The 26,952-nt window shown below is 38.3% G+C and carries 27 protein-coding genes; 7 read left to right on the top strand and 20 right to left on the bottom strand.

Features of this window, described 5'->3' with window-relative positions; all coding sequences use genetic code 11:
• Positions 1 to 115: 115 nt before the first annotated feature.
• Together AAC073_RS15950 and AAC073_RS15955 are read left to right on the top strand one after the other, a co-directional pair.
• Positions 116 to 697: a DUF1572 family protein gene (locus AAC073_RS15950; RefSeq protein ID WP_339924788.1), complete on the top strand. Its 582-nt coding sequence runs from the start codon at positions 116 to 118 to the stop codon at positions 695 to 697.
• A gap of 3 nt (positions 698 to 700) precedes the next feature.
• Positions 701 to 1,459 (top strand): EcsC family protein, encoded by a 759-nt coding sequence (locus tag AAC073_RS15955; RefSeq protein WP_339924789.1) that lies wholly within the window; start codon positions 701 to 703, stop codon positions 1,457 to 1,459.
• A gap of 7 nt (positions 1,460 to 1,466) precedes the next feature.
• On the opposite strand, the gene AAC073_RS15960 is transcribed toward AAC073_RS15955, so the two are convergent.
• Together AAC073_RS15960 and AAC073_RS15965 are read right to left on the bottom strand one after the other, a co-directional pair.
• Complete coding sequence (locus AAC073_RS15960; protein ID WP_339924790.1) at positions 1,467 to 2,561, bottom strand: Gfo/Idh/MocA family oxidoreductase; 1,095 nt, start codon at positions 2,559 to 2,561, stop codon at positions 1,467 to 1,469.
• Positions 2,562 to 2,563: 2 nt separating this feature from the next.
• Positions 2,564 to 3,175 carry a hypothetical protein gene (locus tag AAC073_RS15965; protein WP_339924791.1) on the bottom strand — a complete coding sequence of 204 codons (612 nt, stop codon included), beginning with the start codon at positions 3,173 to 3,175 and terminating at the stop codon, positions 2,564 to 2,566.
• A gap of 304 nt (positions 3,176 to 3,479) precedes the next feature.
• Here AAC073_RS15965 and AAC073_RS15970 point away from each other — a divergent pair, with 304 nt between their 5' ends.
• A complete protein-coding gene (locus tag AAC073_RS15970) occupies positions 3,480 to 4,226 on the top strand; it encodes a hypothetical protein (protein WP_339924792.1) in 747 nt (248 codons plus the stop codon).
• Between the two features lie 183 nt (positions 4,227 to 4,409).
• Here the strand turns inward: AAC073_RS15970 and AAC073_RS15975 are convergent, their stop codons facing one another.
• Both AAC073_RS15975 and AAC073_RS15980 read right to left on the bottom strand, forming a co-directional pair.
• The gene (locus tag AAC073_RS15975; RefSeq protein WP_339924793.1) at positions 4,410 to 5,993 is read right to left on the bottom strand and encodes a VCBS repeat-containing protein; all 1,584 of its coding nucleotides are present in this window, start codon (positions 5,991 to 5,993) and stop codon (positions 4,410 to 4,412) included.
• A gap of 133 nt (positions 5,994 to 6,126) precedes the next feature.
• Entirely contained in the window at positions 6,127 to 6,567 is a 441-nt protein-coding gene (locus AAC073_RS15980; protein WP_339924794.1) for a response regulator, read from the bottom strand.
• A gap of 451 nt (positions 6,568 to 7,018) precedes the next feature.
• Between AAC073_RS15980 and AAC073_RS15985 the strand changes: the two genes are divergently transcribed.
• From AAC073_RS15985 to AAC073_RS15995, 3 genes are all read left to right on the top strand, one after another.
• Entirely contained in the window at positions 7,019 to 7,750 is a 732-nt protein-coding gene (locus AAC073_RS15985) for a 4'-phosphopantetheinyl transferase superfamily protein (RefSeq protein WP_339924795.1), read from the top strand.
• A gap of 406 nt (positions 7,751 to 8,156) precedes the next feature.
• Positions 8,157 to 8,528 (top strand): BlaI/MecI/CopY family transcriptional regulator, encoded by a 372-nt coding sequence (locus tag AAC073_RS15990; RefSeq protein WP_339924796.1) that lies wholly within the window; start codon positions 8,157 to 8,159, stop codon positions 8,526 to 8,528.
• Complete coding sequence (locus AAC073_RS15995) at positions 8,525 to 9,775, top strand: M56 family metallopeptidase (RefSeq protein ID WP_339924797.1); 1,251 nt, start codon at positions 8,525 to 8,527, stop codon at positions 9,773 to 9,775. Before AAC073_RS15990 ends, AAC073_RS15995 begins: the two co-directional genes overlap by 4 nt.
• Positions 9,776 to 9,871: 96 nt before the next feature.
• Here AAC073_RS15995 and AAC073_RS16000 read toward each other — a convergent pair whose 3' ends face one another.
• Together AAC073_RS16000 and AAC073_RS16005 are read right to left on the bottom strand one after the other, a co-directional pair.
• Positions 9,872 to 10,705 (bottom strand): alpha/beta hydrolase, encoded by an 834-nt coding sequence (locus AAC073_RS16000; protein WP_339924798.1) that lies wholly within the window; start codon positions 10,703 to 10,705, stop codon positions 9,872 to 9,874.
• A 165-nt stretch (positions 10,706 to 10,870) separates the two neighbouring features.
• Positions 10,871 to 12,061 carry an MFS transporter gene (locus AAC073_RS16005; RefSeq protein ID WP_339924799.1) on the bottom strand — a complete coding sequence of 397 codons (1,191 nt, stop codon included), beginning with the start codon at positions 12,059 to 12,061 and terminating at the stop codon, positions 10,871 to 10,873.
• A 955-nt stretch (positions 12,062 to 13,016) separates the two neighbouring features.
• Between AAC073_RS16005 and AAC073_RS16010 the strand changes: the two genes are divergently transcribed.
• The gene (locus tag AAC073_RS16010; protein ID WP_339924800.1) at positions 13,017 to 14,249 is read left to right on the top strand and encodes a DEAD/DEAH box helicase; all 1,233 of its coding nucleotides are present in this window, start codon (positions 13,017 to 13,019) and stop codon (positions 14,247 to 14,249) included.
• Positions 14,250 to 14,700: 451 nt separating this feature from the next.
• Here AAC073_RS16010 and AAC073_RS16015 read toward each other — a convergent pair whose 3' ends face one another.
• From AAC073_RS16015 to AAC073_RS16080, 14 genes are all read right to left on the bottom strand, one after another.
• Positions 14,701 to 15,378 (bottom strand): ATP-binding cassette domain-containing protein, encoded by a 678-nt coding sequence (locus AAC073_RS16015; protein WP_339924801.1) that lies wholly within the window; start codon positions 15,376 to 15,378, stop codon positions 14,701 to 14,703.
• The gene (modB, locus tag AAC073_RS16020) at positions 15,371 to 16,045 is read right to left on the bottom strand and encodes a molybdate ABC transporter permease subunit (protein WP_339924931.1); all 675 of its coding nucleotides are present in this window, start codon (positions 16,043 to 16,045) and stop codon (positions 15,371 to 15,373) included. Before modB ends, AAC073_RS16015 begins: the two co-directional genes overlap by 8 nt.
• Positions 16,045 to 16,815, bottom strand: coding sequence for a molybdate ABC transporter substrate-binding protein (modA, locus tag AAC073_RS16025; RefSeq protein ID WP_339924802.1), 771 nt, complete (start codon positions 16,813 to 16,815; stop codon positions 16,045 to 16,047). The genes modB and modA overlap by 1 nt, the downstream gene beginning before the upstream one ends.
• A 212-nt stretch (positions 16,816 to 17,027) precedes the next feature.
• The gene (locus tag AAC073_RS16030) at positions 17,028 to 17,522 is read right to left on the bottom strand and encodes a MepB family protein (protein ID WP_339924803.1); all 495 of its coding nucleotides are present in this window, start codon (positions 17,520 to 17,522) and stop codon (positions 17,028 to 17,030) included.
• A 17-nt stretch (positions 17,523 to 17,539) separates the two neighbouring features.
• Complete coding sequence (locus tag AAC073_RS16035) at positions 17,540 to 18,091, bottom strand: GNAT family N-acetyltransferase (RefSeq protein WP_339924804.1); 552 nt, start codon at positions 18,089 to 18,091, stop codon at positions 17,540 to 17,542.
• Between the two features lie 73 nt (positions 18,092 to 18,164).
• The gene (locus AAC073_RS16040; protein WP_339924805.1) at positions 18,165 to 19,454 is read right to left on the bottom strand and encodes an ectonucleotide pyrophosphatase/phosphodiesterase; all 1,290 of its coding nucleotides are present in this window, start codon (positions 19,452 to 19,454) and stop codon (positions 18,165 to 18,167) included.
• A 517-nt stretch (positions 19,455 to 19,971) separates the two neighbouring features.
• On the bottom strand, positions 19,972 to 20,781 hold the full coding sequence (locus AAC073_RS16045) for a DUF1206 domain-containing protein (RefSeq protein ID WP_339924806.1): 810 nt from the start codon (positions 20,779 to 20,781) through the stop codon (positions 19,972 to 19,974).
• Between the two features lie 278 nt (positions 20,782 to 21,059).
• Positions 21,060 to 21,707 (bottom strand): DsbA family oxidoreductase, encoded by a 648-nt coding sequence (locus tag AAC073_RS16050; protein ID WP_339924807.1) that lies wholly within the window; start codon positions 21,705 to 21,707, stop codon positions 21,060 to 21,062.
• 108 nt (positions 21,708 to 21,815) lie between these two features.
• On the bottom strand, positions 21,816 to 22,373 hold the full coding sequence (locus AAC073_RS16055) for a carboxymuconolactone decarboxylase family protein (protein ID WP_339924808.1): 558 nt from the start codon (positions 22,371 to 22,373) through the stop codon (positions 21,816 to 21,818).
• Between the two features lie 54 nt (positions 22,374 to 22,427).
• Positions 22,428 to 22,991, bottom strand: coding sequence for a TetR/AcrR family transcriptional regulator (locus AAC073_RS16060; RefSeq protein ID WP_339924809.1), 564 nt, complete (start codon positions 22,989 to 22,991; stop codon positions 22,428 to 22,430).
• A gap of 115 nt (positions 22,992 to 23,106) precedes the next feature.
• Complete coding sequence (locus AAC073_RS16065) at positions 23,107 to 24,147, bottom strand: nucleoside hydrolase (protein WP_339924810.1); 1,041 nt, start codon at positions 24,145 to 24,147, stop codon at positions 23,107 to 23,109.
• 288 nt (positions 24,148 to 24,435) lie between these two features.
• A complete protein-coding gene (locus AAC073_RS16070) occupies positions 24,436 to 25,395 on the bottom strand; it encodes an NAD-dependent epimerase/dehydratase family protein (RefSeq protein ID WP_339924811.1) in 960 nt (319 codons plus the stop codon).
• Between the two features lie 392 nt (positions 25,396 to 25,787).
• The gene (locus AAC073_RS16075) at positions 25,788 to 26,198 is read right to left on the bottom strand and encodes a hypothetical protein (protein WP_339924812.1); all 411 of its coding nucleotides are present in this window, start codon (positions 26,196 to 26,198) and stop codon (positions 25,788 to 25,790) included.
• On the bottom strand, positions 26,195 to 26,587 hold the full coding sequence (locus tag AAC073_RS16080; protein WP_339924813.1) for a hypothetical protein: 393 nt from the start codon (positions 26,585 to 26,587) through the stop codon (positions 26,195 to 26,197). The genes AAC073_RS16075 and AAC073_RS16080 overlap by 4 nt, the downstream gene beginning before the upstream one ends.
• Between the last annotated feature and the right edge of the window lie 365 nt (positions 26,588 to 26,952).

A 26,952-nucleotide genomic window follows, 5' to 3' on the forward strand; every position in this document is an offset into this window, starting at 1 on the left:
AATGTCTCGCTATAAAGCGCTAGGTCGGATTATACGCTAGTCCTATCCATGATAAAACACCCCTTTGATGTCCAGAAATTAACCAAAGCCAACTGATTTCGTTAATACAGTTGTTATGAAAAGCCATCCACAAGTATTTCTCGAAAGTAGCCTGCATCTCTTCACCTATTATAAAACAATAGGAGAGAAAGCACTGCAACAAATCCCTGAAGACAAGCTATTTTGGCAATTCAACGAGGACAGTAACAGTGCCGCCATGATTGTCAAACATATGTCTGGAAATATGCTTTCCAGGTGGACTGAATTTCTAAGTTCTGATGGGGAAAAGCCTTGGAGAGATAGAGATGCGGAATTTAATAATGACTTTAAAACCAAGGCGGAAATGATGCACGCTTGGGAAATTGGATGGAGGGCTCTTTTTCAAGCATTGGAGAACTGCGATGAAACGGATTTTGACAAAAAGGTTTATATCAGAAACCAATCACATAGTTTGATAGAAGCTATTAGCCGCCAACTTACCCATTATTCCACCCATGTCGGTCAATTGATCTACCTATCAAAAATGCTACACCTGGGTTCTTGGGAAAGCCTTAGCATTCCCAAAGGAGGATCAAAATCATTCAATAAAGAAAGATTTGATCAGCCTAAAAATGACGGGAAATTTTCGGACGATTACTTAAAGAAAGACGGGAAATAAAACATGTCGATGAATAAAGAATACATAGACCAACAATACGAATCCTTGGCCCAGAAGGAGCTAAAGGCTTGGCTAGAAAAAAACCAAAAAAGCCCTTCGATAATCAATCGAATGACCAGTGGCACACAGCGTTCCATTAATAAAATCATACCGGATAAAATTCATCAGGCAGTGACCTATGCCATAGAGAAAATGGTCAGAGGGGTGCTTCTGGGTAACAAATTTATTGCACCTAAACCTTCCATCGCTCACCAGCTAAGGGTCAAAGAATTTAAAGCGAGAAAAAGCATAAAAATTTATACCCGGACAGCCTCTGTAGAAGGCGCCGTTACCGGCGCTGGAGGCATTTTGATGGGGTTCGCAGACCTACCGGCCTTCCTGGCGATAAAGATGAAGATGGTTTTCGATATTTCTGCCGCCTTTGGGCATGACACCAAAGATTTTAAGGAGCGGTTATTTATGTTGCATATTTTTAAACTCACCTTCTCTACGCAGAAAACAAGAAATGAAACCATTGATATAATAGAAAACTGGGACAAATATTCCAGTACGCTACCTGACAACCTGGATGATTTTGATTGGAGGAAATTCCAATTGGAATATCGAGATTATATGGATTTGGCAAAATTGGCGCAAATGATTCCTATTATAGGAGCAGGAATAGGCGCAGTAGCCAATTTCAAACTTAGTAAATCGCTCGGCAAGAATGCCATCTTAGCTTACCGCCTAAGGTACCTCCAAAAGGCAAAAAAACTAAATTGACTACAGCTTACTTTAGGTAAACTCTTTCTCCTTTATTGGCACTTTCCCTGGCAGCATCAAGAATCTCCACAACCACCATGTTATTTTCCAAGGAAGATAAATCTTCAGCTGCTACTTGTATTTCTCCCTTCACGACTGCTGCCAGATAAGCAAAAGGATCGTTGTAAGGATTGCCTCTTTTAGCCAGGTTTTCAGATTTCTCTTGCTTTTGTCCTTCCGTTCTGCTTAGTAATAGGGTACTGTTTTTGGCCACCATGTATCCTGTTTTGCCATACACTTCCATGTCTTTTCGGCTAAAAGGCCAATTCCATGAGGCTTGAATTACCCCCTGAGCACTCGGATACTCAAGTAATATTGTGGCTTCGTCATCCACTTTTGGGTATACATCGGGTTTAATTTGTTTCAACTCAGCAGTTACAGAAATAGGTTTTTCTCCATCCATAAGCCAAGTCATGAGATTGGCTCCATAACAACCGAAATCAATTACCGCTCCTCCGCCATTCTGCACCGGGTCAGTTAACCAATCTAAAAATTCCTGGTTTACGCCTATTTCCATAGGACCTTCATGACCATCATTGACTATTACCCTTCTCACCGGGCCTATTGCCTTCTCTTTCAAACGTTTTCTCAACTCGTGATTACTCGCATACCAGGTAGTTTCATAATTTGTCAACAAATGAATTTTATGCTTCCTGGCCAGATCGGCCATTTTATTGGCATGTTCCTTACTCACCGCCAAGGGTTTTTCTACCATCACATGAATCCCACGTGGGGCACAGGCCTCCACCACTTCCAAATGTTCATAGATGGAACCAAATGCAGTAACCGCTTCCGGCTTTACCGCCGCAAAAAGGGACTCCATATCGGGGTAAAGTAGCTCCTCATTCAAATTATGATTGCCCATCAGTCGCTTGGCCAAAGTTTTATTTGGTTCTACTATTCCCACGATTTCAACATCACCAACGTCCTCCCTACCAAGTATCCAGTTAACATGGGAATGCGTTAAACCTACCACAGCTATTTTCACAGGGGATTGTGCCAAAAGGAGTTGAATTGGAAGCAGTAAAACAATCGTAAAAAATGCAACTATCGGCTTTTTCATGGCTATTTGTTTTTTATAGAATCGATTAAATTATGGAAAAACCCGTCCTGTTTGGCGCGTCTTTTTTGTCTGGTCCTTTGTCTTTTTTTCCTATTCTGTTTTTTACCCTTTACGAGAACAGACCTTGCAGAAATGCCAACTTGCCCACTGTACCAAGGCTGCCTACCAACGATATTTATATTTGGTTTGTAATCTAAGGAGAAATTTATTCCCAGCAAAGTAAGTTCCACCCCACCGATAAAGTCTACACCAAAGGTTCCATTCCCATAAGTCTGTATGATCTGCATGCTTTCAGGAACTTTTTGACGACTTTCTTCAATACCCATTGAAACTCCAGCCCCATAGTAATAATTTAGCCTTTTGGTCAATAAAGGCCGATGTCGTTCCAAAAGGACGTGAGCAGTCGTATTGTAGCTAAAATCAGATTGAAGAATGCCCTCTATGGTCAAGCCTTTTTGAATTCGTTGCTGCACTGTTAGGCCGAACATTCGACCTTGATCGTTGTTGGCCATTCTTGTTCCGCCACTGGTTCCATAGCTTTGGGCAATAGCCATTTGTTGTTGACCAACAAATGAAAAAATCGTGAGAATAAAGGCTAATAGCGTTTTTTGCATTCTAATAAATTAAACATCAATTATATGCACCAAAAATTCAGCCAGAATTACTTGCTGCTGTTACGAATAAGAATTTTCTAAAACCTAAGTTAGCCTCATCAAGAATTCAAAAAACAGAACCTATTAATTATCCAAACCCCTATTTCATTTTAACCAAGGGTTTTCTAATTTTAAAACACTTAAAATTCAAAATTCGATTAATGGTTTAGCCGAAAAATATATTCATGGATGGGAAATATATTCAAGCCTTGTGATATTGTATCAATAAATAATTAAATTTATGTCTAACAATAAAGCCTGAGTTATGAAATCGATCCTTTTTATTATCTGCTTTACCATTACTACTGCGGTTATGTCCCAGGAATTGGAAGGTGCATGGACATTGACCCACCAAAATGGCGAAGCGATTACCGACAAAGAATTTATAAAAATCTACCAGGATGGTTATTTTTCCTTTGGGGCAAAAGAATTGAAAGGGGATAAATTCCTTTATGCTGGAGGAGGTCAATACAATCTTGAGGGAAATGTCTATGATGAGCACCTTGATTTTTTAACACTTGACCCGGAACAAATTGGAACAACCAATCGATTTACATTGGATTTTGCCAATGATCGGCTGGTCATTTCTACCAAAATAAAGGGGGAAGACCTCATAGAAATATGGGAGAGGGTGTCTACAGAAAGTGATGACCTCACGAGAAATTGGGTAATAACAGGAAGAAAGAGAGGCGAGAAAATATCGGAAATGACACCAGGGGCTAGAAGAACAGTGAAAATTTTAAGTGGTGGCAGGTTTCAATGGATTGCTTTCAATTCCGAAATAAAAGAATTTAGTGGCACAGGCGGTGGCGAGTATGAAGCTAAAGATGGAAAATATACAGAAAAAATTACTTTCTTTTCCAAGGACGATAGTCGAGTTGGTGCCAACCTGGAATTTGACTACAAAGTTGTCGATGGGAAATGGCATCATACGGGTTTAAGCTCAAAAGGAGATCCTATTTACGAAATATGGTCCCCTTATGAAGATGCCTATAAAGCCGACAAGAAATAATAATAGGCAAACTTTTCCGCTCAATAAAAACCACAATAATCATGCGCATAAGCACAGAAAGCCAATGCTGATTTTGATGTACATTTTACTTGTTAGGAGTATTATAGAGGAGTTGTGTTTTCCAATTGGTCGGGTGAAGTGTTGGACCAGATGAAATATAAGCTGTATCCAACTTGTATGCGATTAATCCTTTTTATTACTGGTATTCTCAAGCCACATAAAAGGCAGTGTCCCAGCTGACCATTTTTCAAAGTATCTGCTATGGTCCGTCCCGAAGATCATGGAACCTAATAGTATATCCTGGTCTCCATCACCGTCGATGTCCCCAACATCCATTGCCATCCACCTACCATCTGAGCTCTCAGGGAAAGTTTGGGCTTCAAAATTCATTTCTCCTTTGTTTTCCAGAAAAATAAAACTCTCTTCTGGACTTTTTTCATAATCCGGAAAAAAACTAATTGCCGCTAGGTCTATGTCTCCATCTTTATCAAAATCAGAGGCCACTGCCTTGTAAGCCCCATTAAGTGGATAAAAGAAGGATTCTTTAAAATGATTGGTACCATCGTTGAGAAAAATTCTGATTCCATGATAAGGCTTGGCTATCGGGTCATAATCCGCATTGTCCCCAGCAGTATAGATAATATCGGCCTTCCCGTCACTGTTAAAATCAAATAATTCAAAATAACTGGAACCATAAGATGGAGGAAACCTTAGGAGTGGTTCCTCTGCGAATTTTCCATTCCCTTGATTGTGGTATATAAATATTCCCTCATCTCCTTGACCAAAAAGTGCAATAATATCCTTTTTACCATTGTTATTTAAGTCTCGGATATATGCTTTGGTTGCGCCAGGTTTATTTCTCAACATGAATTTCTGAAAATTGCCTGAGGGATCTTGCTTCCACCAAGCAAGACTTCCTGTATTTTTTCCATACTCAGCAATCACCATGTCCTCCAAGCCATCCGAATCAAGGTCTCCCATATCCATGTGCACTGGTCTTTGTAAGTTCTTTGCAATTATTTTTGTTGGCTCACCTGCAACACTGGGCAAGCGCATGACAAAACCGAGGTCCATATCTGTTGGATTAAAAGTTCCTATAACCAAGGCAAAGGTATGCTCATTCCCCTGATGAACCCATACCGTACCTTCAGGACTAGATGCAGTTTTTTGAACTTTAAATTCGTTGTCCATGATTGTAAAAGAGGACCTTCCAACATCGCTGATATACCATTGATCCCGGCCAATTATTTTAACCATAAGGTGCATCGGATTCTTGGTTTTACTAGCAGGTTTATGAAGCTTGAAATACTTTAGTCCATCTTTTATTTCCTTAATTGGAGCATCAGCAAGTTGCTTTGGCGACTCCTCAAGGTAAAAGGCCCTTATTTTATTAAAAATCAGTGTGTCTATAGTAGGCTGGTTTGGAAAGACATTCCCACGCTCTACTATTTCTCCAGCCCTTCCACCTTCTATAAGTCCTGCTCTGGTCGTATCTCCATAGATGCCAAAATAATGTCCCATCCTAGGTAAAACCGTCTCCCAAGTAGTTTTGTCCAAGAGCTGGGGTTCTGGATACAGATGGCATCCCGTACAATAAGTTCTGGCAAGTACATTTGCAGGTTTATCAAGCGGATTCTGAAGTACCTCTTTTTGTGTATTTGCTGTGGGTGAAGTTTTCTCTTCCTTTCGATTTTGAAGATCTCCACTATTACAAGCATGTAATAACACAAGTAAAATTAAAGCATAGCCGAAACGAACTATTAACATGAACATTCAAGGGTTTGGTCTGATAGACAATGAATACCAAAGATAACCAAGCTCATCTAAAAGCAAGACCATTTAAATTGTTTCGATGCCAAATACCATGAAAATCCCTACGAAAACACACCAATGCTTTAACTTAACTCGCATCCATACTCATACGCATTTCAGAAAACAAACATCCATGTATTGCCGTATGGAGGGATTCGTTGTCGAAAGGCTTTATCAACACATTGTCCATAAATTCTGTCTGTGTTTTTCCTATATCAGAGAGGTCCGCTGTTACGGCTATGATAGGTATGTTCCTATTAAAATCACCGCAAACCCCTTCACGGATAGCTTTTGCCGTTTGGTAACCATTTAAAACGGGCATATGTAGGTCAAGGATGATAAGGTCAAAATAGGACTTCTGTAATTTCTCTAAAGCCTGAGATCCATCATTTACCATCTCAATTGTAGTATTTTGCCATTTTTTAAACATGGAATTCATCACCATTCTTACTATGGGATCATCATCCACGATTAAAAATTGCTTACCCTCTAAGTTAAAAGTAGGATGGGCTAGGTTGCTGTTATTCATCGAAAAAAATAGAATTTGTGCTTATTTAGAGTATAATAATAAAAAATTAATATTTAATTACCAAATAATTACTTTCAACAACAAAAATATAGAACTCAAATTCAATTTTCAGCTTATTATTACATTACCATTTTAAAAAATTGGCAGAAAATAAAAATAGCTCTCAAACCAATTTTTTGAAAAGGATAATTAATAGTGCTCAAGAGAGGTTCGAATTATAAGCAAAAGAAGAAAAGTCAAAGGATTTCCAAAGTTTACAAGGATTCTTGAAAATCCACGACAAGAATAACCATCAAAATTACGCCGTGCGATTTATATATTTTTATATTAAGGACTTGAAATGTACTTTACTCGTATAAAAATATACTATTCTACTTGAGGGTGTTATACCTCTAAAAATAGTACTATCCACCCTATTATGGCCTCAGGGTTTAATCAATGACAATAATAAATGAGTTTGACCTCCATAAATTGTGAACATATCGCCCCAGCACTTTGGGGAGAAAACACTTTCCAAAACCTACAGAGACAGGAAGTCCATTTGTGGCGGATAGACCTACGCATAGCCTATCAAAAATTGTCCAAATTGGAAAAACTACTTTCTTATGAGGAACGTAAGAGGGCCGCTAATTACTTGCAAGAAAAGGATAGGATTCGCTTTATTTTAGGGCATGCTTGTGTCAAGGATTTAATTTCGCGCTACCTAGATATAGACGTCGCTCAAGTTTCCTTAAATAAAGGAGCAAACGGCAAGCCCTATATTTCTCCAGTACATAAGCTTTATTTCAATATCAGCCATTCAGGAGATTGGGTCCTGATAGCTTTCGGTTCAGAAGAATTAGGGGTTGATCTTGAAAACATAACAGGTGATTTTATTACTGATCCACTTATGGCACAATGCTTTCATGAGAATGAAATCAAGGTAATAAGAACATCAGATGATCCAACTGCTGAATTTTTCAAATTTTGGACCCGAAAAGAAGCATTCTTAAAAGCTACTGGCAATGGCATGGTTGATGAGCTTAACCAATTTACCTGCATGAATGCATTTCAGGAATTTGAATTCCCTTCACTGTCAAATAAGAAGAATTGGTACCTTAAAAGCTTCTTGATGGATAATAATTATGCCGTAAGTCTTTGTGCGCCCAGTCCACTTAATACTATTCTCTTTTTAAACTATTGACAATCGCCAACCCCTTTGGAAAAAGACGGTGATAGCAATATTGAAATCTAAGTCGAGAAATTTTTCTCCATAACCTGTCTTTTAAATCCGGATCAGGTAACAGGATTTCTCCGCCATGACAATAGCCAGGATATTGCCTGTACTTTGTTTACGAACAGTATTATAATGGCAATATCAGGCTCTTTGGAGATTTTAGCATAGCATCGCGGTGGTGGAATTGAAACAGTTGCAAAATAACTGATATTGTCCAACACTGCGGATCATCAGGTAATAGACTGCCTACTGCTTATTTCGATTTAAAACAAAATAAACAGTTGTAGACAGGATAAAGGCCTATTTTACGTACTTTTCGTAGTTTTACGATTTATTCGTAGGTAAACTAATTTATATTTATTACATTTAACGCATGGAAGCACTAACAAATAATGAAGAGCAGGTGATGCAGATCATTTGGGAACTAGAAAAAGCACTAGTAAGAGATGTTCTAAATCAATTTCCTGAGCCGAAACCACCCTACACTACACTCGCTTCGGTAATTAAACAGCTGGAGAACAAAGGGTACTTGGATCATAAGACCTATGGCAATACACATGAGTATTATCCACTGATAAATAAAAAGGCCTATCAACATAGCAGCTTTAATCTATTGGTTAAAAATTACTTCGAAGGTTCTGCCAAAAATGTGTTGTCTTTTATGGTGAAAGAGGATAAACTATCAGAAAAAGATATTCAGGACTTGGAAAAAATGGTCGAGAACTTTAAAAAGAAATCATCATGACAAATCTTATAAATTACTTGTGGGAGGGAGCCATATGCCTGACACTACTGTGGTTATTTTACAAAGTTTTCCTTGAGCAAAACACTTTTTTTGCTTGGAACAGGGCATTTCTACTTTGCTCACTAATTGTTGCACTAATATTTCCTGCATTAAGCTTAACGGGTATAAGCAGTCTAAATTTAGGAAACGAATCCTTTGTTGTGCAACTGCCGCAGTTTGAAATGAACGCGACCAATCAAGGGCCAAGTGCCACTTCCCCAATTTCATTGTCAAATTTGCTTTTAGGAGTATACCTAACTGGCCTGCTCTTTACTTTGAGTAGATTTATAGTAGGCATTGTATCCTTATTACTAAAAACACGAAAAGCCAAAGTATTTCACAGCGGAAGCTATACCATTCTGGAGCATTCTTCTTTTGAACCCTCTTCTTTTTTCCATTTAATTTTCTTACCGGAAGGTGCTCTTCAGTTGCAGCAAAAGGTAGATTGGATTATAGCACATGAAACCACACATGCTGATTACAGACATAGCTTGGACAAATTACTGATACAATTCGTTAAAATAATCTTTTGGTTTTATCCTATTTATCGGATGTATGAACAAGCCTTGGAGGTACTTCATGAATACCAGGTAGATGAGAAAATGACAGAGACCTATCCACTGGAAGAATACGCTAGGCTTTTACTTAACCTTGCAAAACCAAATCACTCAAGCTTACTCGTGCATAATTTCAATCAATTTCAAATTAAAAAAAGACTAACAATGATGACACAACCCAAATCAAAATGGATGGCCCGAGGCATATATGCTCTGGCGCTACCACTATTCGCCTGCTTGTTTGTATTGATTTCTTGTACACCAAATGAGGACATGCCACAAATGGACACTCAGGATGGTGAAGAAATTGTAATTACTGAGATGATAATGAAAGAAAGTGTTTTCGACGTAGTGGAAGACATGCCTTCTCCCCTAGGCGGCATGGAAGGCTGGAACAATTACCTGAGTGCAAACCTGAAATATCCGCAAGCTGCCAGAGATGCAAAAGTGGAAGGTACCGTCTACCTAATTTTCACGGTTACAGATGAAGGGAAGATAGTGAATGTATCTATTTTAAGAGGAATTGGTGCTGGCTTGGATGAGGAGGCGCTTAGGGTAGTTAGAAACTCCCCCGATTGGATACCTGGACAACAAGATGGAGAAAATGTAAATGTAAAAATGCGCTTGCCTATAAGGTTCAAGCTCAATTAAACGAAAATGGATAATTTGTAGTTGATTTTCCCGGCCGCTAGTAAACATTACTTGCGGCCGGAAATCTTACCTCACCCCAATAATATACTTAAATGTCTATTTAATAAAATTTAGAACAGCATTCACCACTTCAGGAGAACGCAATCGATGTCCTAAACCGGTAGTAGTCATTAGCTCTGCCTGAGTCCAATGTTGATGGAGCAGTCGGGCATTGCTAAAATCAGTTAAGCCATCCTTTTGGTCGTGTACAATAAGTCCAGGAATAGATAAATTCTTAGCCAAATAGGGCAAACTAATCTTATCTAAATCGTCATGGGCAATACTCTGAAACTCCTCAACTATGCTTTTTACTGTATTAGAATTCAGATGCAAAGATTTTTTATAGAAGCTAATAAATTCAGTTGCACTGCCAGGTGTTGACAAAGCAATAAGTTTATTGATATTGGGTAGTTTATGCTTTGCATAGGCATAAAAGAAGGAAAAACTTCCGATAGAATGGGTAACCACAGCATGTATGGCACCATAACCTTCTAACACCTTGTTTATAAGAGATGCATAAGCTGGAACAGTAAATTGCTTTCCTTCGCTCTGCCCATGTGCTGGAGCATCAAAGGCCAATAAAGTGTATTCTGGGTTTTTAGAAAGTAATTCGATGTATTGATTCCACCTGAAAGATGCGCTTTGCCATCCATGCAGAAACACAATTTTTTTAGGTCCATTTCCCCATCGATAGTGACGAATTAATTTGCCATTGAATTTAATATCAGTCTCTTCCGCTGTTCGTAGAAATGCGTATTGAGATTTAGTGATTTTGCGACGTGATGGGGAACAAAAAAACTTAAATCCTAATTGGCCACTTTTTGATGGCGCAACACTATTCAGGGTATTTAGAAATAATCCTAAACCCCGATAGAAAAATCTTTCGGTCATAATAATTAATAATGTAGGTGATCTGCTAATTGGGTGATTAAAAATAGATTCGGATACCCAGTCAGTAAATGTAAAATATTATTATATATTAATCAAAGATCTCAATAGAAAATTATAGTATTCTCAGTATAACAAACTTTTAACTAAGAAATCCTTACTATTCATTTATGCGTCTACCACCTTAATTCGTTTAATAAGTGGAATGCATAAAAGGCTAATGACTATAGCGATATAACCTATGTACCCGAAATTTTGCAGTTTCCCGGCGGTATTTTCGACCAATATCATTCCTCCAAAAAAAGAAGCAAGTCCAGCAGACAATTGTTGTACGGATGAGTTAAAACTTAGGAAGCTGCCACGGTTTTCGGATTTGGCAGTACCAGTAATCAGGGCTGCAGCGGGAACCATTCGACCATTGGAAGTGACAAAAAAAAAGGTAGAAACAACCAAGGCCAGCAAAATAGGTGTTGCCCCTAAATGGGTAATAATACCTATTGGTATCACGTTTAAACTCATAAATATGGTAAATATTTTAACTTTCCCGTATTTGTCCGTCAATCTACCCACCCAAGGAGAAGTAAAAACGGTGAAAAATCCTCCTGCCATATAAATATAGGTCAGTTGGAGTTCAGAAAAACCAACATTTGCCACCATAAAAGGGCTAAGGAAGGGTATGATCATAAATTGACCAAACATCATCATTATTGTTAGCGAAATAGCGCGCATTTGATTAGCGTTTCCAGTTACCCGCATGATAACTTGCCTGGGACTTGGCATGTCCTTCCCTTCTTTCTTTGGGACTTTTATAGAAGGAACAAAATTATAAATGAGCAATAAAATAACTACAGCAAGAAATGCCAAGAAGAAAAAAGGCGCATGCCAATTGGACATGCTGGCGATAAATAAACTGAAGGGCACGCCTACTACAGACGCAACAGAAAATGCCGCCATAACAAGGCCCATAGCACGTCCTCTTCTATGGTCAGGAATGGCATCACCTATAATCGCAAAGATCAGTGCGGAGGTAAGACCGCCAAATAGACCAGATAAAATTCTTGAGAACAATAGAAATGGATAATTAGGTGACAATGCACATGCCAAGGTCCCTACAAAAAAGCCTAGAAAAACCCACATTAGAATGTTTCTCCGATCATATTTATCCAAAATAAAGGCCCCGAAAAAACTACTTACTCCAGCACTAAAAGTATATGAAGAAACCAATAAGCCAAATTCCTGAGGGGATATTTGAAAAATTCGCATCAATTGAGGCCCTAATGGCATCAAAATCATGAAATCCACAATGTGGGTAAAATTGATGGCTGCTAAAGTCCAAAGCAGTAATTTTTCCTTTTGCATTCTCTAGAAATTATCTTTTTAAAACCCACAAAGGCTGCTTAAAGTTCTTAAGGATTCTTTTTATCCAAAATAGGTACTAATCTGAGTTCGAATTAAAATTGCTCTATAAAACGGTTCATCATCACTGCGAGCCTTTTATGTGAAGTTTCCAAGCTGGGTAAGCCTGAGGCAGTCTTGCCATGCTGGGCATTCCCACGGCTATCTCCACTAAAAGCCCTCTCAGAGCAAGGACCGACAAAATTTCATAGTAAAGGCTCAAATTCAGGTTATAAGAAAATTGACCGATTGCTGAAAGCTGTCAGAAATCTAGTTACACATACTGTTTTGCAAATAAAAATTTTACCGAAAGGGTTTGAGTATTTATGCCCTAAAAGGCGAATATGACTTTGCCTTTATTGTTGCATTATCATTACAATATCTAACCCTAAACCGATTTTATTTACCCGAATAATGAATCCTATTGGGTCCCTGTTGATTGCAATGGGAAGGAAGACACAACTAAGCATTCAAACCATTACCCAATTAATTGCTGCCAAACATACCTCCCAATCACCTACAATTAGGAACCGTTTGGCTTATTCCTATAAAAGAAATAGGAACACGTCCACGGTCCTCTTAGCTTGTTATTGATTTAAAACGGTTTAAGACTCTTTCAATCCAATAAATCTAGCTACCTTTACGAACTTTATTTAGTCCCTAAATACAATTGCTTTTATAGAGACAGTTGAAATTCCTAAATAATAAGGCGAGTTAGGAGTCCAGAAAAGGATTTCCCATTGTGAAGTCGGAGCTGACCAACCATCTACTGGTCTTGATTTTATTTCAAACTTATAAGAACGACAATTGAAAATAGGGACAAAACCGGCTTTTGGGCCAAATATTTATTTGCACTTTATGAAAATTATAAAGAAAGGTGCAAAATACAGGCACTAAAAGCCATCATAAAAAGATAAGCATGACATTCGAACAATTAGAACTTATATCCCCTATCCTCAAAGCACTTCAGGAAAGAAATTACAAGGAACCAACTGCTATTCAAGAACAGGCCATTCCAAAAATCCTGGCTAAAAGAGATATTTTGGGCAGTGCACAAACAGGTACCGGTAAAACCGCCGCCTTCGCTCTTCCTATCATCCAATTACTACATACAGAAAAAAACCATGACAAAGGAAGAGTGGCAATCAGATCGCTGATTGTAACACCTACTAGGGAATTGGCCATTCAAATAGATGAAAATCTTGAATTTTACGGTAAATATACTAAGTTAAGGCATGCCGTTATTTTTGGAGGTGTAAAACAAGGATCTCAAGTAAATGAAATCCGAAGAGGGGTAGACATACTAGTAGCTACTCCAGGTAGGCTACTTGACCTCATTAACCAGGGCTTTATAAAATTGGACCAGGTTAAAATTTTTGTTTTGGATGAAGCTGACCGTATGTTGGACATGGGCTTTATTAACGACATCAAAAAACTCCTGAAGCTATTACCAAGAAAAAGACAGTCTCTGTTTTTCTCAGCAACCATGCCTGACAATATCGTTTCGTTGGCAGATAATATATTAACTGACCCTATTAAAATAGAGGTTAATCCGGTTTCATCTGCTGCTGAAACCGTCCAACAGAAGGTATATTATACCAATAAGGAGTCTAAAAAAGACTTGCTTTTCCATATCCTGGAAAACAAAGAAATCGACCAGGTTTTGCTATTCTCAAGAACCAAACATGGAGCCGATAAAATCACTCGGAACTTGAAGAGTAAAAACATCAATGCTGCAGCCATTCACGGCAATAAAGCTCAAAATCACAGACAAAAGGTCTTGGGTCAATTCAAAGAGGGATCGATCCGAGTGCTTGTCGCTACGGACATCGCAGCCCGTGGAATAGATATCGACAAGCTTCAATATGTAATCAATTATGATGTACCTGAAGATCCTGAAACCTATGTTCACCGAATAGGTAGATCTGGTAGAGCTGGAGAGTCAGGAACTGCAATAGCATTGTGCGAACCAGAAGAGAATGCTTATGTTCGATTGATCGAAAGGTTAATCAACCAGAAAATAAAAGAAGTAGAAGACAACCCTTATCCTCAGACAGAAAAACCAATGTCTGCAATGGAAAAAAAGGAGTTCAACAAAGAGAAAATGCGCAAAAAGCAGGCTTTTTTCAAAAATAGAAAAAAGTCAAGGTAAACACTTCCTGTGTTTTATTACCAATGCTATTGTCTTGAAAGAGGCAATAGCATTTTTTTTGTCCTTTAATTCGGATTATGCAATAGGAATTAAGAAGCCTGTTTGGTGTTTCCTGGAATGAATTTAATCGCAGGAAAATCAGGCCATTTGTAGATTTTAGCTTCGCTAGGGTTAAATTGAAAATAGTAACGAAAGGACTGATTTTGTCCGCCGCAGCGATCGAAACGAAATAGAAGGTTTATAGCATATTTCGAGTTTAACGTAAGTTCGAATTAATATTGGCTTCTGAAGAACACGAATTCATCACATCGGACCCTTTTTGAGTAGCAATTGCGGCAGATAAGGAAGTGGCAGTCTCAGGTTTCTGGGGGTTCCTGAGATTTTTTTCCTCTAAAACTAGGCTAAGCCTGCGAAGAATTATTTCTATATATTAAAGTAGCACTTAGTTAGATTATGATGTCTTAAAAAACGATGCAGGTGTACCATCAAAGCTGAATTGGCCATTTTCCAAAACAAGTACACGTTGGGCCATGCGGGAGATTTCAGATGCGTCATGACTAACCAGCAAGGTTGTTAGTCCGTATTCTCGGTGAAATTTAACGATGTATTCCTGCAGATTTCGTCTCATCTCCATGTCCAATGCAGATAGGGGCTCATCCAGTAGTAATACTTTTGGCTTTCTTACCATTGCCCTTGCCAAAGCAACCCGCTGCTTTTGACCTCCTGACAATTTCATGGGGCTTTGCCCAGCCATTTTCTCCATCCCTATGCTGTGTAACAATTCATCCACAAAACTTTTGTTCTGTCCTTTGTCTAAAGCAAAAACTAAATTTTCATACACTGTCATGTTGGGAAAAATGGAATACTCCTGAAAAACCATCCCTATATTTCTCTTCTCAGGTTTCAAAAAAAAATTGTTCCCAGTGTCTATCCAGGTTTCATTTCCAACAACCAATAGGCCATGATCAGGGTGCATCAAACCAGCAATCATACGCAAAACGCTGGATTTACCTGCTCCCGAGGGACCATACAGCCCAACCAACTCTCCAGGTTGGATTTGGCAGGATAGGTCCAATGCTATTTTCCCCTCTGCGCCAGTAAGTGCTTTCTTAAGCGATAAATCAATCATAGGAGAGAAGATTATTTTTACGGTGGTTGATCAGGTAGGTAAGCAAAAGAACAGTAAATGAAAAGGCAATTAATAGCAAACTGTATTGATTGGCCATGGCATAATTCATACCCTCTACTTCATTGTAGATCGCAACAGAAATCACTCTTGTCTCTTCTGGAATATTACCACCCACCATCAATACAACGCCAAATTCTCCAATGGTATGTGCAAATGTGAGCACTCCTGCTGTGATCAGAGCGTTTTTCATATTGGGCAATAATATACGGAAAAGGGTAGCCCAAGGACTTTTGCCCATTGTTTTTGCAGCATCCAGCCATGCATTGGGTATTCCTGAAAAACCTGATCTTAACGGCTGAACCATAAAGGGCAGGCTGTAAATTACAGAAGCCAACACCAAGCCGTGAAAGGTAAACACCAACCTCAAGTCAAAATATTGATCTAAAAATTCACCCAGTTGATTTTCTGGGCTGAAGGCCAGTAATAGATAAAAACCCAACACGGTAGGAGGCAGCACCAATGGCATGCTCACCAATGCCTCCACTACAAATTTGATACGGTATTTACTATAAGCAAGCCAATAAGCAAGCGGAATACCAACTAAAAAAAGCAGGCAGGTAGTTAAAGTAGCAAGCTTTAAGGTCAGTATAAAAGGCTCGAAATCCATCATTTGTCGGCTTGGTTAAAACCATAAGCCTCGAATATCTCGATTGCACTTTCCGATTTTAGGAAGGCAAAAAAAGAAGCCGCATCTGCGTTGCCTCTGCCAAAAGCAGTAATGATCGCTCCTTGAAGCAAAGGGTTATGGCTATTTTCCGGTAAAAGATAAAAAGCTTTCCCATACTGTTTCATGGTTGGAGATAGTGCAAGGGACAAAGCAATAAGACCAATATCTGCCGCGCCAGTGGATAAGAATTGAGCTGTTTGAGAGATGTTTTCTCCCAATACCAGTTTGGAAGAGATTGCCTCGTAATGCCCATAAAACTTAAGGCTCTCCTTAGCTCGCTTTCCATAAGGTGCATGATTGGGATTGGCAATGGCTATTTTCTTAATATCTAAACTACTGAGGGTTTCCATAGTAGCTACATCACAATCCATCTTCCTACTCCAAAGCACCAGCCTGCCTTCACCATAAACATGAAGATCCGATCCTGACATTCCTTTAGTGATTAACATTTTGGGATAAGCGACATCTGCAGACATGTATAGGTGAAAAGGTGCCTTATTAGAAAGCTGTTCAAAGAGTTTTCCCGAAGAGCCATAAATAGGTACTACTTCTTTCCCTGTATTGCTAGTATAGACATCAATGATGTCATCTAAAGCAAATTTCAAGTCGGAGGCTGCAGCTACTCGTATGGCATTTTGACCATTTACGGGGTTAATTCCCATTAAAGAGCTCATCAAAAAGGAAGTAAGAAAAAGGCAAACACTTTTCATTTTATAAGATCGGAAATTTATCCCTAAATGCTTTTGTATGGTTGATTCAATATTATATTAAAGGTATACCGAATGCCTTTCTTTTCCAATCCGACCCCATTTTTTACGCAATCATTTGACACCTTGTTCCTCCTTACCCACATATCTTCGTGAAAGGAGTTAATTGCAATTAAGTGTAGAATAAAATTTTACCTCCTCAAGGCGATTACATTTTATTTGAGCCCGTACAAATCTAAAACAGCCCTAAAGTCAATCTCAGGAGTAATTTGGTAAAAATAATTCAATTGCCATTTCTGCGTTTGATTGGCTTGCTTGCTAGCCACCTCATCCCAACCTGGGTAGACCCTAATGGCCCTTTTTCCTTCTTTTTTGCTCGTTGTAAGCACACCTTTTTTTACCAATAAACTTTTCGGAAACACAAATTGTCCAAGCCTGCCATCATCCTTTACGTTAACGACGAAAAAATCAATATTATCGCTTTCATTAAAAGGTTCAATTGGTCCATTTTCATATCGCTTCCAAAAAGTCACAAATTGTCCCTTTTTCTTGGGTGTTATTTTTGCACTTCTACTTATAATCTGGCACCCACTTAGATTAAATTGGCAGGCATCATACTCCTGACTTTCAAGTTCAATTTTGAAGTCAGCTATCTCAAGGCCACATTTACTGTAAACTTCTCTTTCTATATGGGCTATATTTATATTCATTTCAGTTTTATGGGTATTCAGATTTTAACTTTATACAAATACATCTGCGCTGGCATTTCCTCCTTTGACTTATAGAAACCATTTTTTTCTAAGACCCTAATTGATCCCAAGTTCTCTTTTTCAACTCCCCCAGCAATCGAAGCGATTAACTCTGTATGCCTGGCCCATTCCACCAATCCATTGATTAACTCAGTTCCAATTCCCTTTCCCCACACTTCCTCGCGCAATAAATAGCCAAGTCTTAATTGCACCAAATCTTCAACATCCTTTACAGGATACAAAAATAAAAAGCCAATGATTTCAGTTGTTTCAGAAAGTACGATGCCATAAAAATTACCTTCAATTTTCCTTCGCTGTATCCAACTTTCCGCCTCATTAATGCTTTTTATATTTTGCCAATCTTCCGGAACTGCCTTGGTGGCAATTGGCGTCAAAATTTGTAATACACTTTGAATTCGCGAATGCTCAAATTCTAAGGCAGATTCTATATGATTCCAATTTAAAACGGAAACCCGATTGCTTGTGAACAGACAATTTTGACTTAATATTCCGGTTAATGATTTAGCCATTAAGCTTTTGAGGGAATTTTAGTAATGAATGATGCCGTGGCTTCAATTCGCTTTCTTTCCTGATCGACATGGTTTAATCATTTTTTAAAACGCTTTTAACCTTATTGAGTTTACCATCAATTCGTTTTGGTATGGGTAAGCCCAAAATCTCGCACATTAATGGATAAATATGTATGTTTTCTAATGAAGAGATGTTGAATCCATTTTTAAAAGCAGGACCATTGGCATAAAAAATGCCATGCATTTCCTTATTTTTGGCATCATAACCATGAACACCTATGGTTTTGATTTCCCTTTTCATAAAGGATTCTTTACGCGCTTTTGGTAAAAAATAATAGCCGTAATCTGCTACCAATTGGATGCCACCCCAATCCCTATTCTTGGGTTTATATTCAAAACCTGGAGTTTTTTCAGTCCTATAAACTTTAAAATAAGCTTCTTTTGGCTTTAAATGTGCCATCACTTCTTCTATTTCAACCCCCTCTTTAGGATGAATATTTACTATAGTACCATTGTCTAGGGCTAAATATAAACTGTCATTCAGAATGGTCTCTGTAGGGATAATTTTAGAGGTAGATAGATCTGACATGCCATGATCAGAAACGATCAGAATATTTACCGGAAGACCAGTAGCTTCAACTCCTTTAAATAAATCACCCAGGCTTTTATCCAGTTCAAATAGCGCTTCTTTTATTTTCTCTTCGTTACCTGGACCATAATCATGGCCAGTCTTGTCCATGTCACCAAAGTACATTAAAATTAAATGCGGCTTTTTTTCTTCAGGCATTTCCAGCCAATCCAAAGCTTGGTTCACTCGATCCTTATTTTTTATACTTGGATCAAATGTATGGTAATAGGTAGGATGGACACCTTGTATAGCGGCTTCTGTACCTACGAAAAAGTAACTGGCAGTCACCATATTGGCTTTATTTGCCTCCAGCCAAATTGGAGACCCTTTATAAAAGCGTCCATCTGTAGCTGTTGTCTTATCTTTATAGCTAAAATCCACACCATTCTCATTGCTGCTGAAGACATTGCCTAAAATACCATGCTTGTCAGGGTACAAACCTGTAGCAATTGAATAATGGTTTGGAAAAGTTTTAGAAGGAAAAGTTGGGACTAGTGATTCCGCACTTACACCATTATCAATAAAAGCACTTAAGTTGGGTGGCTTGTATTTATCCATATAATCCCATCGAAAACCATCCAAAGAAATCAACAAAAGGTAAGGCTTTTCTTGCGCCGCTTTTGAGTTTGATGTAGCTATTGATTGTGGCGAACCAAGCATCTTTTTATTACAGGAAATGACAGAAAACATCCCCAATACAAAAATCGATACAATTCCAGTTAATCGTCTTGTCATGTTAATAAAGTGCCCTACCTTTTGCCTTAAGGCGAAGGAAATGATATGATTCTCGAAGTTTACTTAAGCTTCGCATACTTCAAAGTTATTCCTTTACTTTTTTAAAAGTATATCCAGAAGGCCTTTTTGTGTAGATCATGCCCTGCTTTTTTACCATAATTTGTTCACAAGTAAGTGCAATTCCATTTTTAGGCACCAGGTAGTCTTTAATTTCTTAAAAAGTCCAATTGAGGTATGCTCTTTATCTACATGGAGTTTTTTATAAAGTGTGGGGATGTTCATTAGTAAGGAAAATTACTTGTAATTATTAGCACTGATAGTTAAAAACAAAATTTTCACACTTCTAATCTAAACAATTTTAGAAAAGCCAGCTAAAAATACCGGCATACAAAAAAAATAAGCAATCCTTGCTCGAATTTGTGAGGCAATATAAAAAGCTATTGCCTTATGTGAAGAAAAATTTTACCTCAGCCTAGAATATTTCAGACACTTCACTGGAACAAAAAATCATTCTGATTTAAAAATTCATTTTATGATTACTCGCCTTAATGATCAAAAAGACACCAAAGGCCAACATTCCCAATGCCATCACTCCTAAGACCATTCTACCAAATTCATTTTGGATAAAATTAAAAGCATCTTCTGTTCCGCCTGACTTCGAGGCGTCGTAAGTGATTGCTGCACTAACCGTAAGGTAAGCAATGATGCCAATTACCAAACCTCGAGCAGTATACCCAACACGACCAGAACTGATCATTAATTTTTGTGTTTTATCATCCATTCCCTCCTCTTTCACCTTTTTCTTAAAGTTTCCAGAATAAGCTATGAATATTTGCATCAGGGCTCTTCCTAAGAAAATAAGGGCTATTGCAGCTACCATCCACCGACCGTACTCTTGTTGTAAAAGTTTTTGAATCATTGATTCTTGTCCTCCACCACCGCTGCCCCCGCCTCCAGCGATTAACAACTGAACTGCATTATAAATAATAAAGAGGTAAAAAATACCACTTGAGAAATAGCTTAACCTTTGAGCCACACCCTTGGCATCAGATCCCTCTTCCTCAGGGTCATTAAAGGTTTGATACATGCGCCAAAAAACATAACCGGCCAATCCTATTACCAAGAGACAAAGCATCACCTGACCGAAAGGTTGACTAATTAAGAATTTAAAAGCACCGTCACTTCCCGTTTTTTTACCTCCACTTCCAATTGCAGCCCATGCAGTTAATCCTCCAATTAAAATATAGACTACTCCTTTTGTTCCTATTCCGAGGCGAGCAATCTTTTTCTTTTTTCCTTTACTGGGATTCAAATCTGATTTTTCCATAGTTGGGTTGGTTTCAACTTAAAATTTCAAATTTGATGCCAACTTAAATTGTTTTTTATTCAACTGATTGAAATCTCAACATTTATGTTGGTATTTAAGCAGGCCACTTGCTGATCCACTACCACAAAAATTAGCAAACAGCAATAATTTTAAAAACACAATAGCAGGTAGAGGATAAGCATACTGCTCCGATTATGGCATTGCAGCTTGAATCAAAGTACAGGACGCACATTATATAAACACCCTTATTTATCGGTCTAAAATCACATAAACCACATTTAGGAAGTTGCCAACATTTCGGTCAATACTTTCTTAAAAACATCAATGGGCTGCGCTCCTGTCACGGCACTTTTTCCATCAAATACGATAGTAGGCACCGATCTAACACCAACATTTTGCCAGTAGGCCTGTTTATTCCTTACTTCTTTGCGTGCTTCCTGATCTTCAAGTTTAGCCAAGGCCTCATCAGCATTTAGACCAACATCCATCAAAGCTTCCTTTAAAATTGCTCTATCAGACACATCCTTTCGCTCACTAAAGAAAGCTTTGGTAAGTCGCATTTTTAGCTCGGTTTGTCTGCCGAATTTTCTGGCGTATTCCAATAGAACATGTGCTTCAAAAGTATTCGACATGCGCATACCTTCAAAATAATCGAAGGTAAACCCTAATTCTTCCCCTGCATCTGTCATGGTTTCCTGGGAGGCCTTCTGTTGTTCCATAGTACTGCCATACTTTTCAGCAATATGCTCGTGCAGGTCTTGTCCCTTAGCAGGCATGTTAGGATTCAACTCAAAAGGTTGCCATTCCAGGTCTATTCTGTCGGCTATTCCTAGTTCGCTAATCGCTTTTTCTAAACGCTTGTATCCTATGGTGCACCAGGGACACACCACATCTGAAACGATATCAATTTTTAATTTATCTTTCATTTTGAATTCAACAGTTAATAGTAAGACTATAGTATGTTTAGGATTATACAACCTTCCGCAAAAAATGCGGAAGGTTGCTAGAGGATATGCGGTATAGCAAAAATCAACTTATACTGTCTCTTTTTCCCAGGCAAATTTCTGGAAAGGTGCATCTACAGGTGTATTTGCAATATGGTTGGTATAGTTACTGATCACTTTTTGAGACAAGCCCAAAATGATTTCTAATACTTGTCTTTCTCCATATCCAGCAGCATAAAAGGTTTTCAAATCTTCAGGACTTACTTGGCCACGGTTGCGAACGATTGTTAAGGTCATGTCCCGTAATGCTTCCAATTTTGGATTTTCAAGAGGCGTTTCATTGCGCAAGGCTTCTGTGATGGCATCGTCCACTTTCATCATTTTGGCAATACCCGTATGCGCAGGTACGCAATAATGACAGGCATGCTCTACATTAATCGCTTGCCAAACCACTGTTAACTCTTCCTTATCAAAAGAGGACTCTGTAAACAGTTTATGAATCGTTTGGTAGGCTTCAAGTATTCCCGGGGCTCCTGCCAAAACTCCATGTAATCCTGGAATCATTCCGTTGGCCTTAAGTGATTTTTTTAATAGGTCTTTGCTACCTTCTGGTGCTGTTTCAATATTGTGAATTTTCAAATTTGTCATAGTTTCAATTGTTATTTTTTCTAAACGTTTGTTTAGTTATGGTTCAAAAAAAGGTTAAAATTTATTAAATGTCATTTCTATAAAGTCTTCTATTTCTGCTAAGCTGTTAACTCTTGTAGCTGCCGCAAGGCCGTGTTTGGCTACCACTAAATAATTCGCCTGTTTCAATAGGGTAGCGTCATCTTCAATGGAATCCATTTTTAATTTTTCGATAAACAATTCCTTCAAGTTATTCATAAAAGAAAGAACCTGACCGTTTACGCTTGGATCTTCAATGTCCGAAAACTCATTGTAGGTATTGGTCAGTAAACAACCTTTTTCGTTTCCTTCTTGGGCACAAATCGCCACCGAATCATAAAAGAATTGTTTAATATCAGCTACGCCATTCTTGCCATTTTTGAATTTCTCAAACATGCCACCTACTTTTAATTTGTAACAGTTGAGGCTTTCAATGAAAACGCCGTGCTTGCTTCCAAAACTAGAATATATAGAGAATTTGTTGATACCCATTTCCTTTTCAAGCATCTGCATAGAGGTACTTTCATAGCCATTGCGCCAAAACAAACGCATCGCTTTTTCAATAACTTCTTCTTCTATATATTCCTTTTTTCTTGCCATTGTTTGTTTTCACTTCACAAATCTAACCAATCGTTTAGAAATAAAAAACTTTTAACTGTTTTTTATTTTATACTCAAAAATGGCAAGAATGATAGTTACCATAAAAACCATCCTTTCAATCCCTATTTTTAGGTTTAGTTGTAATGATTTCAATGAATTCCCTCTTTAAAACAGCAGCTTGTTCTGCAAATACTTTTAAATATTGAAGCTTTCCATCCGGAGTTTCCACAAAACTCGTGTATCCTTCATCGTCCACTGAAATTTGACCGTTTTTGCTAGAAGTAAAAAACTCACTCCCACCCTCCAAAACATAAATCATTGAGGTCAGGTCCCAAGTCGGCCTGTCGTAAGGCATCTCCAAATAATTCTCGTAGGCCACTACCAAAGGATGAGGCGTCGCCCAGGTAAAATCTTTCTCAATACTGGAAGCAGGATATTTAATTTGGTACCCAAGCTCAAAAGGGCTGGCAACAATTTGCGTAGGCCATTCCTCAAAAACTTTTTGAGCAGCTTTGATGTCTATTTTGACATTAAACTCTTGCATGCTATTTTCATCAAAACTGCCAGCCATAACACTGAGTAATTTTACTTTTTCATTTACAAGATCTTTACCTGTCAATTCAGAAAAATTATCAGAAGGAGAATCCAGCAACCTGGCTAAATTTGTTGAAAAGCCCACAGATACTATGGTCACTGAATTTTTCGGCTGTTGAGATAAAACCTCACGGTACAAGTCTACAGCTTCTGGAAACTGCGTACCTTCTGTAGCGCCTCCAGGAAATGCCCGCTTTCCATCTACCTGATATTCCCAAGTGGTTTGGGCATAATTGCTACCATCATCACCTGAATAGGCCCCATTGGTCACTGCGCCAATAGGAATATCGGGATAGCCATACCAACTATTCATCAGGTCGATAAATAGCGGAGCATATTTATTGTTTTTATTAACAGTAATGGCTAAAATCTCCATCTTATTTTGATCAGCATACTTATACAGCATGTCCAATGCCAAGGCATCATCAACATCATTCCCCATATCGGTTTCAAAAATGACTTTAATAGGTGAGGAGCCATCGCTTTCTACTACCTCTTTTTCAACAGCTCGGCTTGTACAGCTGATTGTAAGGATAGAAACCACTGCGAAAATAATAGTCATAAGGATTGAAATATTAAATTGAAATAGAGCGCATTTTACTGTATTCACGTTCATATAAAGACTTTTCTTATTTTGGTTTATTATTATTTTCCACAAAATTCAATGGTATTGCCAACCTATATTTTTAATTCCATTTATTCGGATTTTATGCATTAAAGCTTAGTCTTTTAAAGTAAGTTTCGCCAGATTATACAATAGGGTTTTCCTGCCTTGACAATAATCAGGGGTAAAGCCTATTCTGTGTTTACTGGAAGTGTTCTAATCGATAGAAATTTAGACTGTTTGTTCTTAGCAATCGATTTTTATTCCTTCCTTATCAAAATAATGATCGACTGCTTCCTGAATAGCTTGCAGCGAACTGTATTTTGGTTGGTAATGAATTAACTCCTTTGCTTTAGCGATACTCCCACATGGACTGTGGGCAATGTGATCATAGGTAAATCCCTTATCTTTTTCGTTAACTGTCTTCGCCCACTCTTCCCAGGGCAGAAATTTAAGCTTGGCTTCCTGCCCAAACTTTCTGGCTATTGCCTCTGCATATCCTCTCAATGTGAGTGCTTGTTCAGAAACGACATGAAAACTCTCACCGACGGCATATTCTCTATTTTCAATCGCCCTGATAAAAGCTTGTGCCACATCATCCGCATGGACATGGTGTACTGTTTCCATCCCAAAATTAGGCAATGCAACTTCTTCTCCATTGGCCAAACGAACAAAAGTCTCCGGATTGAAATTTCCTGTTGGGTTGACGGGTAGCCAGCCTGGACCTACAATATGACCAGGGTGTAAAATAGTAACAGGAAAACCACTTTCTTCGTGATAAGCATGTAGGTATGCCTCTATTTTTGCTTTATCTATTCCATAGTCACCAAAAGGTTTTCTTACTTGGTCTTCTGTAGTGGGAACTTGCTCAGTGTAACCATGCACCCACATGCTGCCACAGTGTAAAAAATGTTTTATGCTACCATTTAGCGCTTCTGCCAATTTCCGAGCACTTTCAGCAGTAAAGCAAATTAAATCAATAACGACATCGCCATTAAGCGCTACAATTTGAGAACAAAAATCACCCTTTTCTTCTGATTTTACCCTATCAATGGTAACCTGTTCCACTGATTTCCAAGCTTCGTGATCACGATAAGGGTTGGCTTGTTGCCTACTAACACAGACCACTTTATGGCCAGCCTCCACGAGACCAGGCACCAAATACGTTCCAATATGACCTGTACCTCCTATAATTATTACTTTCATTCTCTATTTTTCAATTAATTGTTACCGATAATAATATACGGAGCGGGTATTGGTAAGTACTAGCCTTGTCGCCAATTCAAGGTCATAAAATCAATTAAGCCTAACCAATGTGGGGGCTTATTTCTATTAATTTATCAAATAATCAGATTTGGTAACGTATTTCTTTCCAATCGAATAGCTTCCCGTCTACTCTATTTTTATCAGTCCAAAATAGTTTAAAAACCTATCAAAGGTCCGCAGTGAATAACAGCATGTAGCTTGGTTTTCTTCCTTCAAACTCCGCATGTCTAAAGATACTAAATTTCTTTCCCAAGGGTAATTTTTATTGCCCAATACAGCATTAATTAAAATGGGGAAGCTACGAAAATGGTTATTGCTAATTGAGTAGACTTTTAAGCCTTTTGTTGGAATTGAGGCCAAACCCAATGGGCCATTATTCCTCCTGCCACCAATAACACTAGTTGGAACAATAAACTTGGCGCTGTTTCCAGGAATCTCCCTCCTACGAAAAGTAACAACACTAGGGAGAAGAAAGCAAACAGTCCGTTAACTTCCTTTTTCTTATCACTGGTTTTTCTGTTGTAAAAAATCTTGGCCATCAACCCGCCGTAAAGAAAGGTAAACCAAATCAAACGGTGCCTGAGATTCTTGACCACAAGGCTGAAAGTAGGGTAATCTTTTCCTTCCATGGTAACCAATACAATATCGATGAGCACCATCAAACCCAGCATAGATGCTACAATAATTTTGATCGTTCGGATTTCAGACAGATGCCTTTTTAAAAAGCTTTCAAGTTTACTCATGGCCTTACCAGATAGTTCATGGACCAAAAAAAGTGTCCAAATAAAACACCCGCTAATAAAATAGCGGTTAGGAAAGTTTTGGATTTTATAAAGGAGACTTTAAAACCTATTGCGACCATGATTAGGGTCAAGCCAAATATTATCAAAACCGGATACATGCCATTCGACATTTTAAAGGCAATATTAGAGGTACCCAAAAACAGGTGGCCTGCAATTGCACCTAAGGCAAAAGGTATAAAGAAAGACTTGCCCTTTGACCACCCCAATAGCAATATATTGGAAGTGTCATTGTCAACGTCATTGAGTAGCAGGAGGATTTCGATGATAAAGTAGACCACAGTCAACCCAATCATAATACTGATTACAACTGTATACCCTGTACTTTCCATATACCTACAAGAAAATTCAAACTCAATTTAAGGGATTTTAAGACAAAATGTTATATAATCACCCTGTATTTTCACAAAATAATATGTCCAATCACCTTAATTTACAAAGAGGATTTACCGCTTCCTGATAGGTTGTCGCCATCCTTTTTCCGCATTTTGTAATGCAAACTCAGAAATCGCATCCCATAGATGTTCAGGTTATGATCTGCCCTTAGCATATAGTCTGTGTCTTGGTAAACCCTAATCCACGAAGACCATAACTCAATTTCATAAATGGAGCTGTGTTCATAGAAGTCAGCACCCTGATGGTTGAGTCTTTTTCCTTCAGTATCCCACTTTAATTATTGCATTTAACAGTTTTAAAA

The organism is uncultured Cyclobacterium sp., assembly GCF_963977555.1.
GTDB lineage: Bacteria > Bacteroidota > Bacteroidia > Cytophagales > Cyclobacteriaceae > Cyclobacterium.

Bases quoted from the DNA above. Each gene is read 5' to 3' on its own strand.
- AAC073_RS15950 (WP_339924788.1), top strand. From the start codon at position 116: ATGAAAAGCCATCCACAAGTATTTCTCGAAAGTAGCCTGCATCTCTTC.
- AAC073_RS15955 (WP_339924789.1), top strand. From the start codon at position 701: ATGTCGATGAATAAAGAATACATAGACCAACAATACGAATCCTTGGCC.
- AAC073_RS15960 (WP_339924790.1), bottom strand. From the start codon at position 2,561: ATGAAAAAGCCGATAGTTGCATTTTTTACGATTGTTTTACTGCTTCCA.
- AAC073_RS15965 (WP_339924791.1), bottom strand. From the start codon at position 3,175: ATGCAAAAAACGCTATTAGCCTTTATTCTCACGATTTTTTCATTTGTT.
- AAC073_RS15970 (WP_339924792.1), top strand. From the start codon at position 3,480: ATGAAATCGATCCTTTTTATTATCTGCTTTACCATTACTACTGCGGTT.
- AAC073_RS15975 (WP_339924793.1), bottom strand. From the start codon at position 5,993: ATGTTAATAGTTCGTTTCGGCTATGCTTTAATTTTACTTGTGTTATTA.
- AAC073_RS15980 (WP_339924794.1), bottom strand. From the start codon at position 6,567: ATGAATAACAGCAACCTAGCCCATCCTACTTTTAACTTAGAGGGTAAG.
- AAC073_RS15985 (WP_339924795.1), top strand. From the start codon at position 7,019: ATGAGTTTGACCTCCATAAATTGTGAACATATCGCCCCAGCACTTTGG.
- AAC073_RS15990 (WP_339924796.1), top strand. From the start codon at position 8,157: ATGGAAGCACTAACAAATAATGAAGAGCAGGTGATGCAGATCATTTGG.
- AAC073_RS15995 (WP_339924797.1), top strand. From the start codon at position 8,525: ATGACAAATCTTATAAATTACTTGTGGGAGGGAGCCATATGCCTGACA.
- AAC073_RS16000 (WP_339924798.1), bottom strand. From the start codon at position 10,705: ATGACCGAAAGATTTTTCTATCGGGGTTTAGGATTATTTCTAAATACC.
- AAC073_RS16005 (WP_339924799.1), bottom strand. From the start codon at position 12,061: ATGCAAAAGGAAAAATTACTGCTTTGGACTTTAGCAGCCATCAATTTT.
- AAC073_RS16010 (WP_339924800.1), top strand. From the start codon at position 13,017: ATGACATTCGAACAATTAGAACTTATATCCCCTATCCTCAAAGCACTT.
- AAC073_RS16015 (WP_339924801.1), bottom strand. From the start codon at position 15,378: ATGATTGATTTATCGCTTAAGAAAGCACTTACTGGCGCAGAGGGGAAA.
- modB (WP_339924931.1), bottom strand. From the start codon at position 16,045: ATGGATTTCGAGCCTTTTATACTGACCTTAAAGCTTGCTACTTTAACT.
- modA (WP_339924802.1), bottom strand. From the start codon at position 16,815: ATGAAAAGTGTTTGCCTTTTTCTTACTTCCTTTTTGATGAGCTCTTTA.
- AAC073_RS16030 (WP_339924803.1), bottom strand. From the start codon at position 17,522: ATGAATATAAATATAGCCCATATAGAAAGAGAAGTTTACAGTAAATGT.
- AAC073_RS16035 (WP_339924804.1), bottom strand. From the start codon at position 18,091: ATGGCTAAATCATTAACCGGAATATTAAGTCAAAATTGTCTGTTCACA.
- AAC073_RS16040 (WP_339924805.1), bottom strand. From the start codon at position 19,454: ATGACAAGACGATTAACTGGAATTGTATCGATTTTTGTATTGGGGATG.
- AAC073_RS16045 (WP_339924806.1), bottom strand. From the start codon at position 20,781: ATGGAAAAATCAGATTTGAATCCCAGTAAAGGAAAAAAGAAAAAGATT.
- AAC073_RS16050 (WP_339924807.1), bottom strand. From the start codon at position 21,707: ATGAAAGATAAATTAAAAATTGATATCGTTTCAGATGTGGTGTGTCCC.
- AAC073_RS16055 (WP_339924808.1), bottom strand. From the start codon at position 22,373: ATGACAAATTTGAAAATTCACAATATTGAAACAGCACCAGAAGGTAGC.
- AAC073_RS16060 (WP_339924809.1), bottom strand. From the start codon at position 22,991: ATGGCAAGAAAAAAGGAATATATAGAAGAAGAAGTTATTGAAAAAGCG.
- AAC073_RS16065 (WP_339924810.1), bottom strand. From the start codon at position 24,147: ATGACTATTATTTTCGCAGTGGTTTCTATCCTTACAATCAGCTGTACA.
- AAC073_RS16070 (WP_339924811.1), bottom strand. From the start codon at position 25,395: ATGAAAGTAATAATTATAGGAGGTACAGGTCATATTGGAACGTATTTG.
- AAC073_RS16075 (WP_339924812.1), bottom strand. From the start codon at position 26,198: ATGAGTAAACTTGAAAGCTTTTTAAAAAGGCATCTGTCTGAAATCCGA.
- AAC073_RS16080 (WP_339924813.1), bottom strand. From the start codon at position 26,587: ATGGAAAGTACAGGGTATACAGTTGTAATCAGTATTATGATTGGGTTG.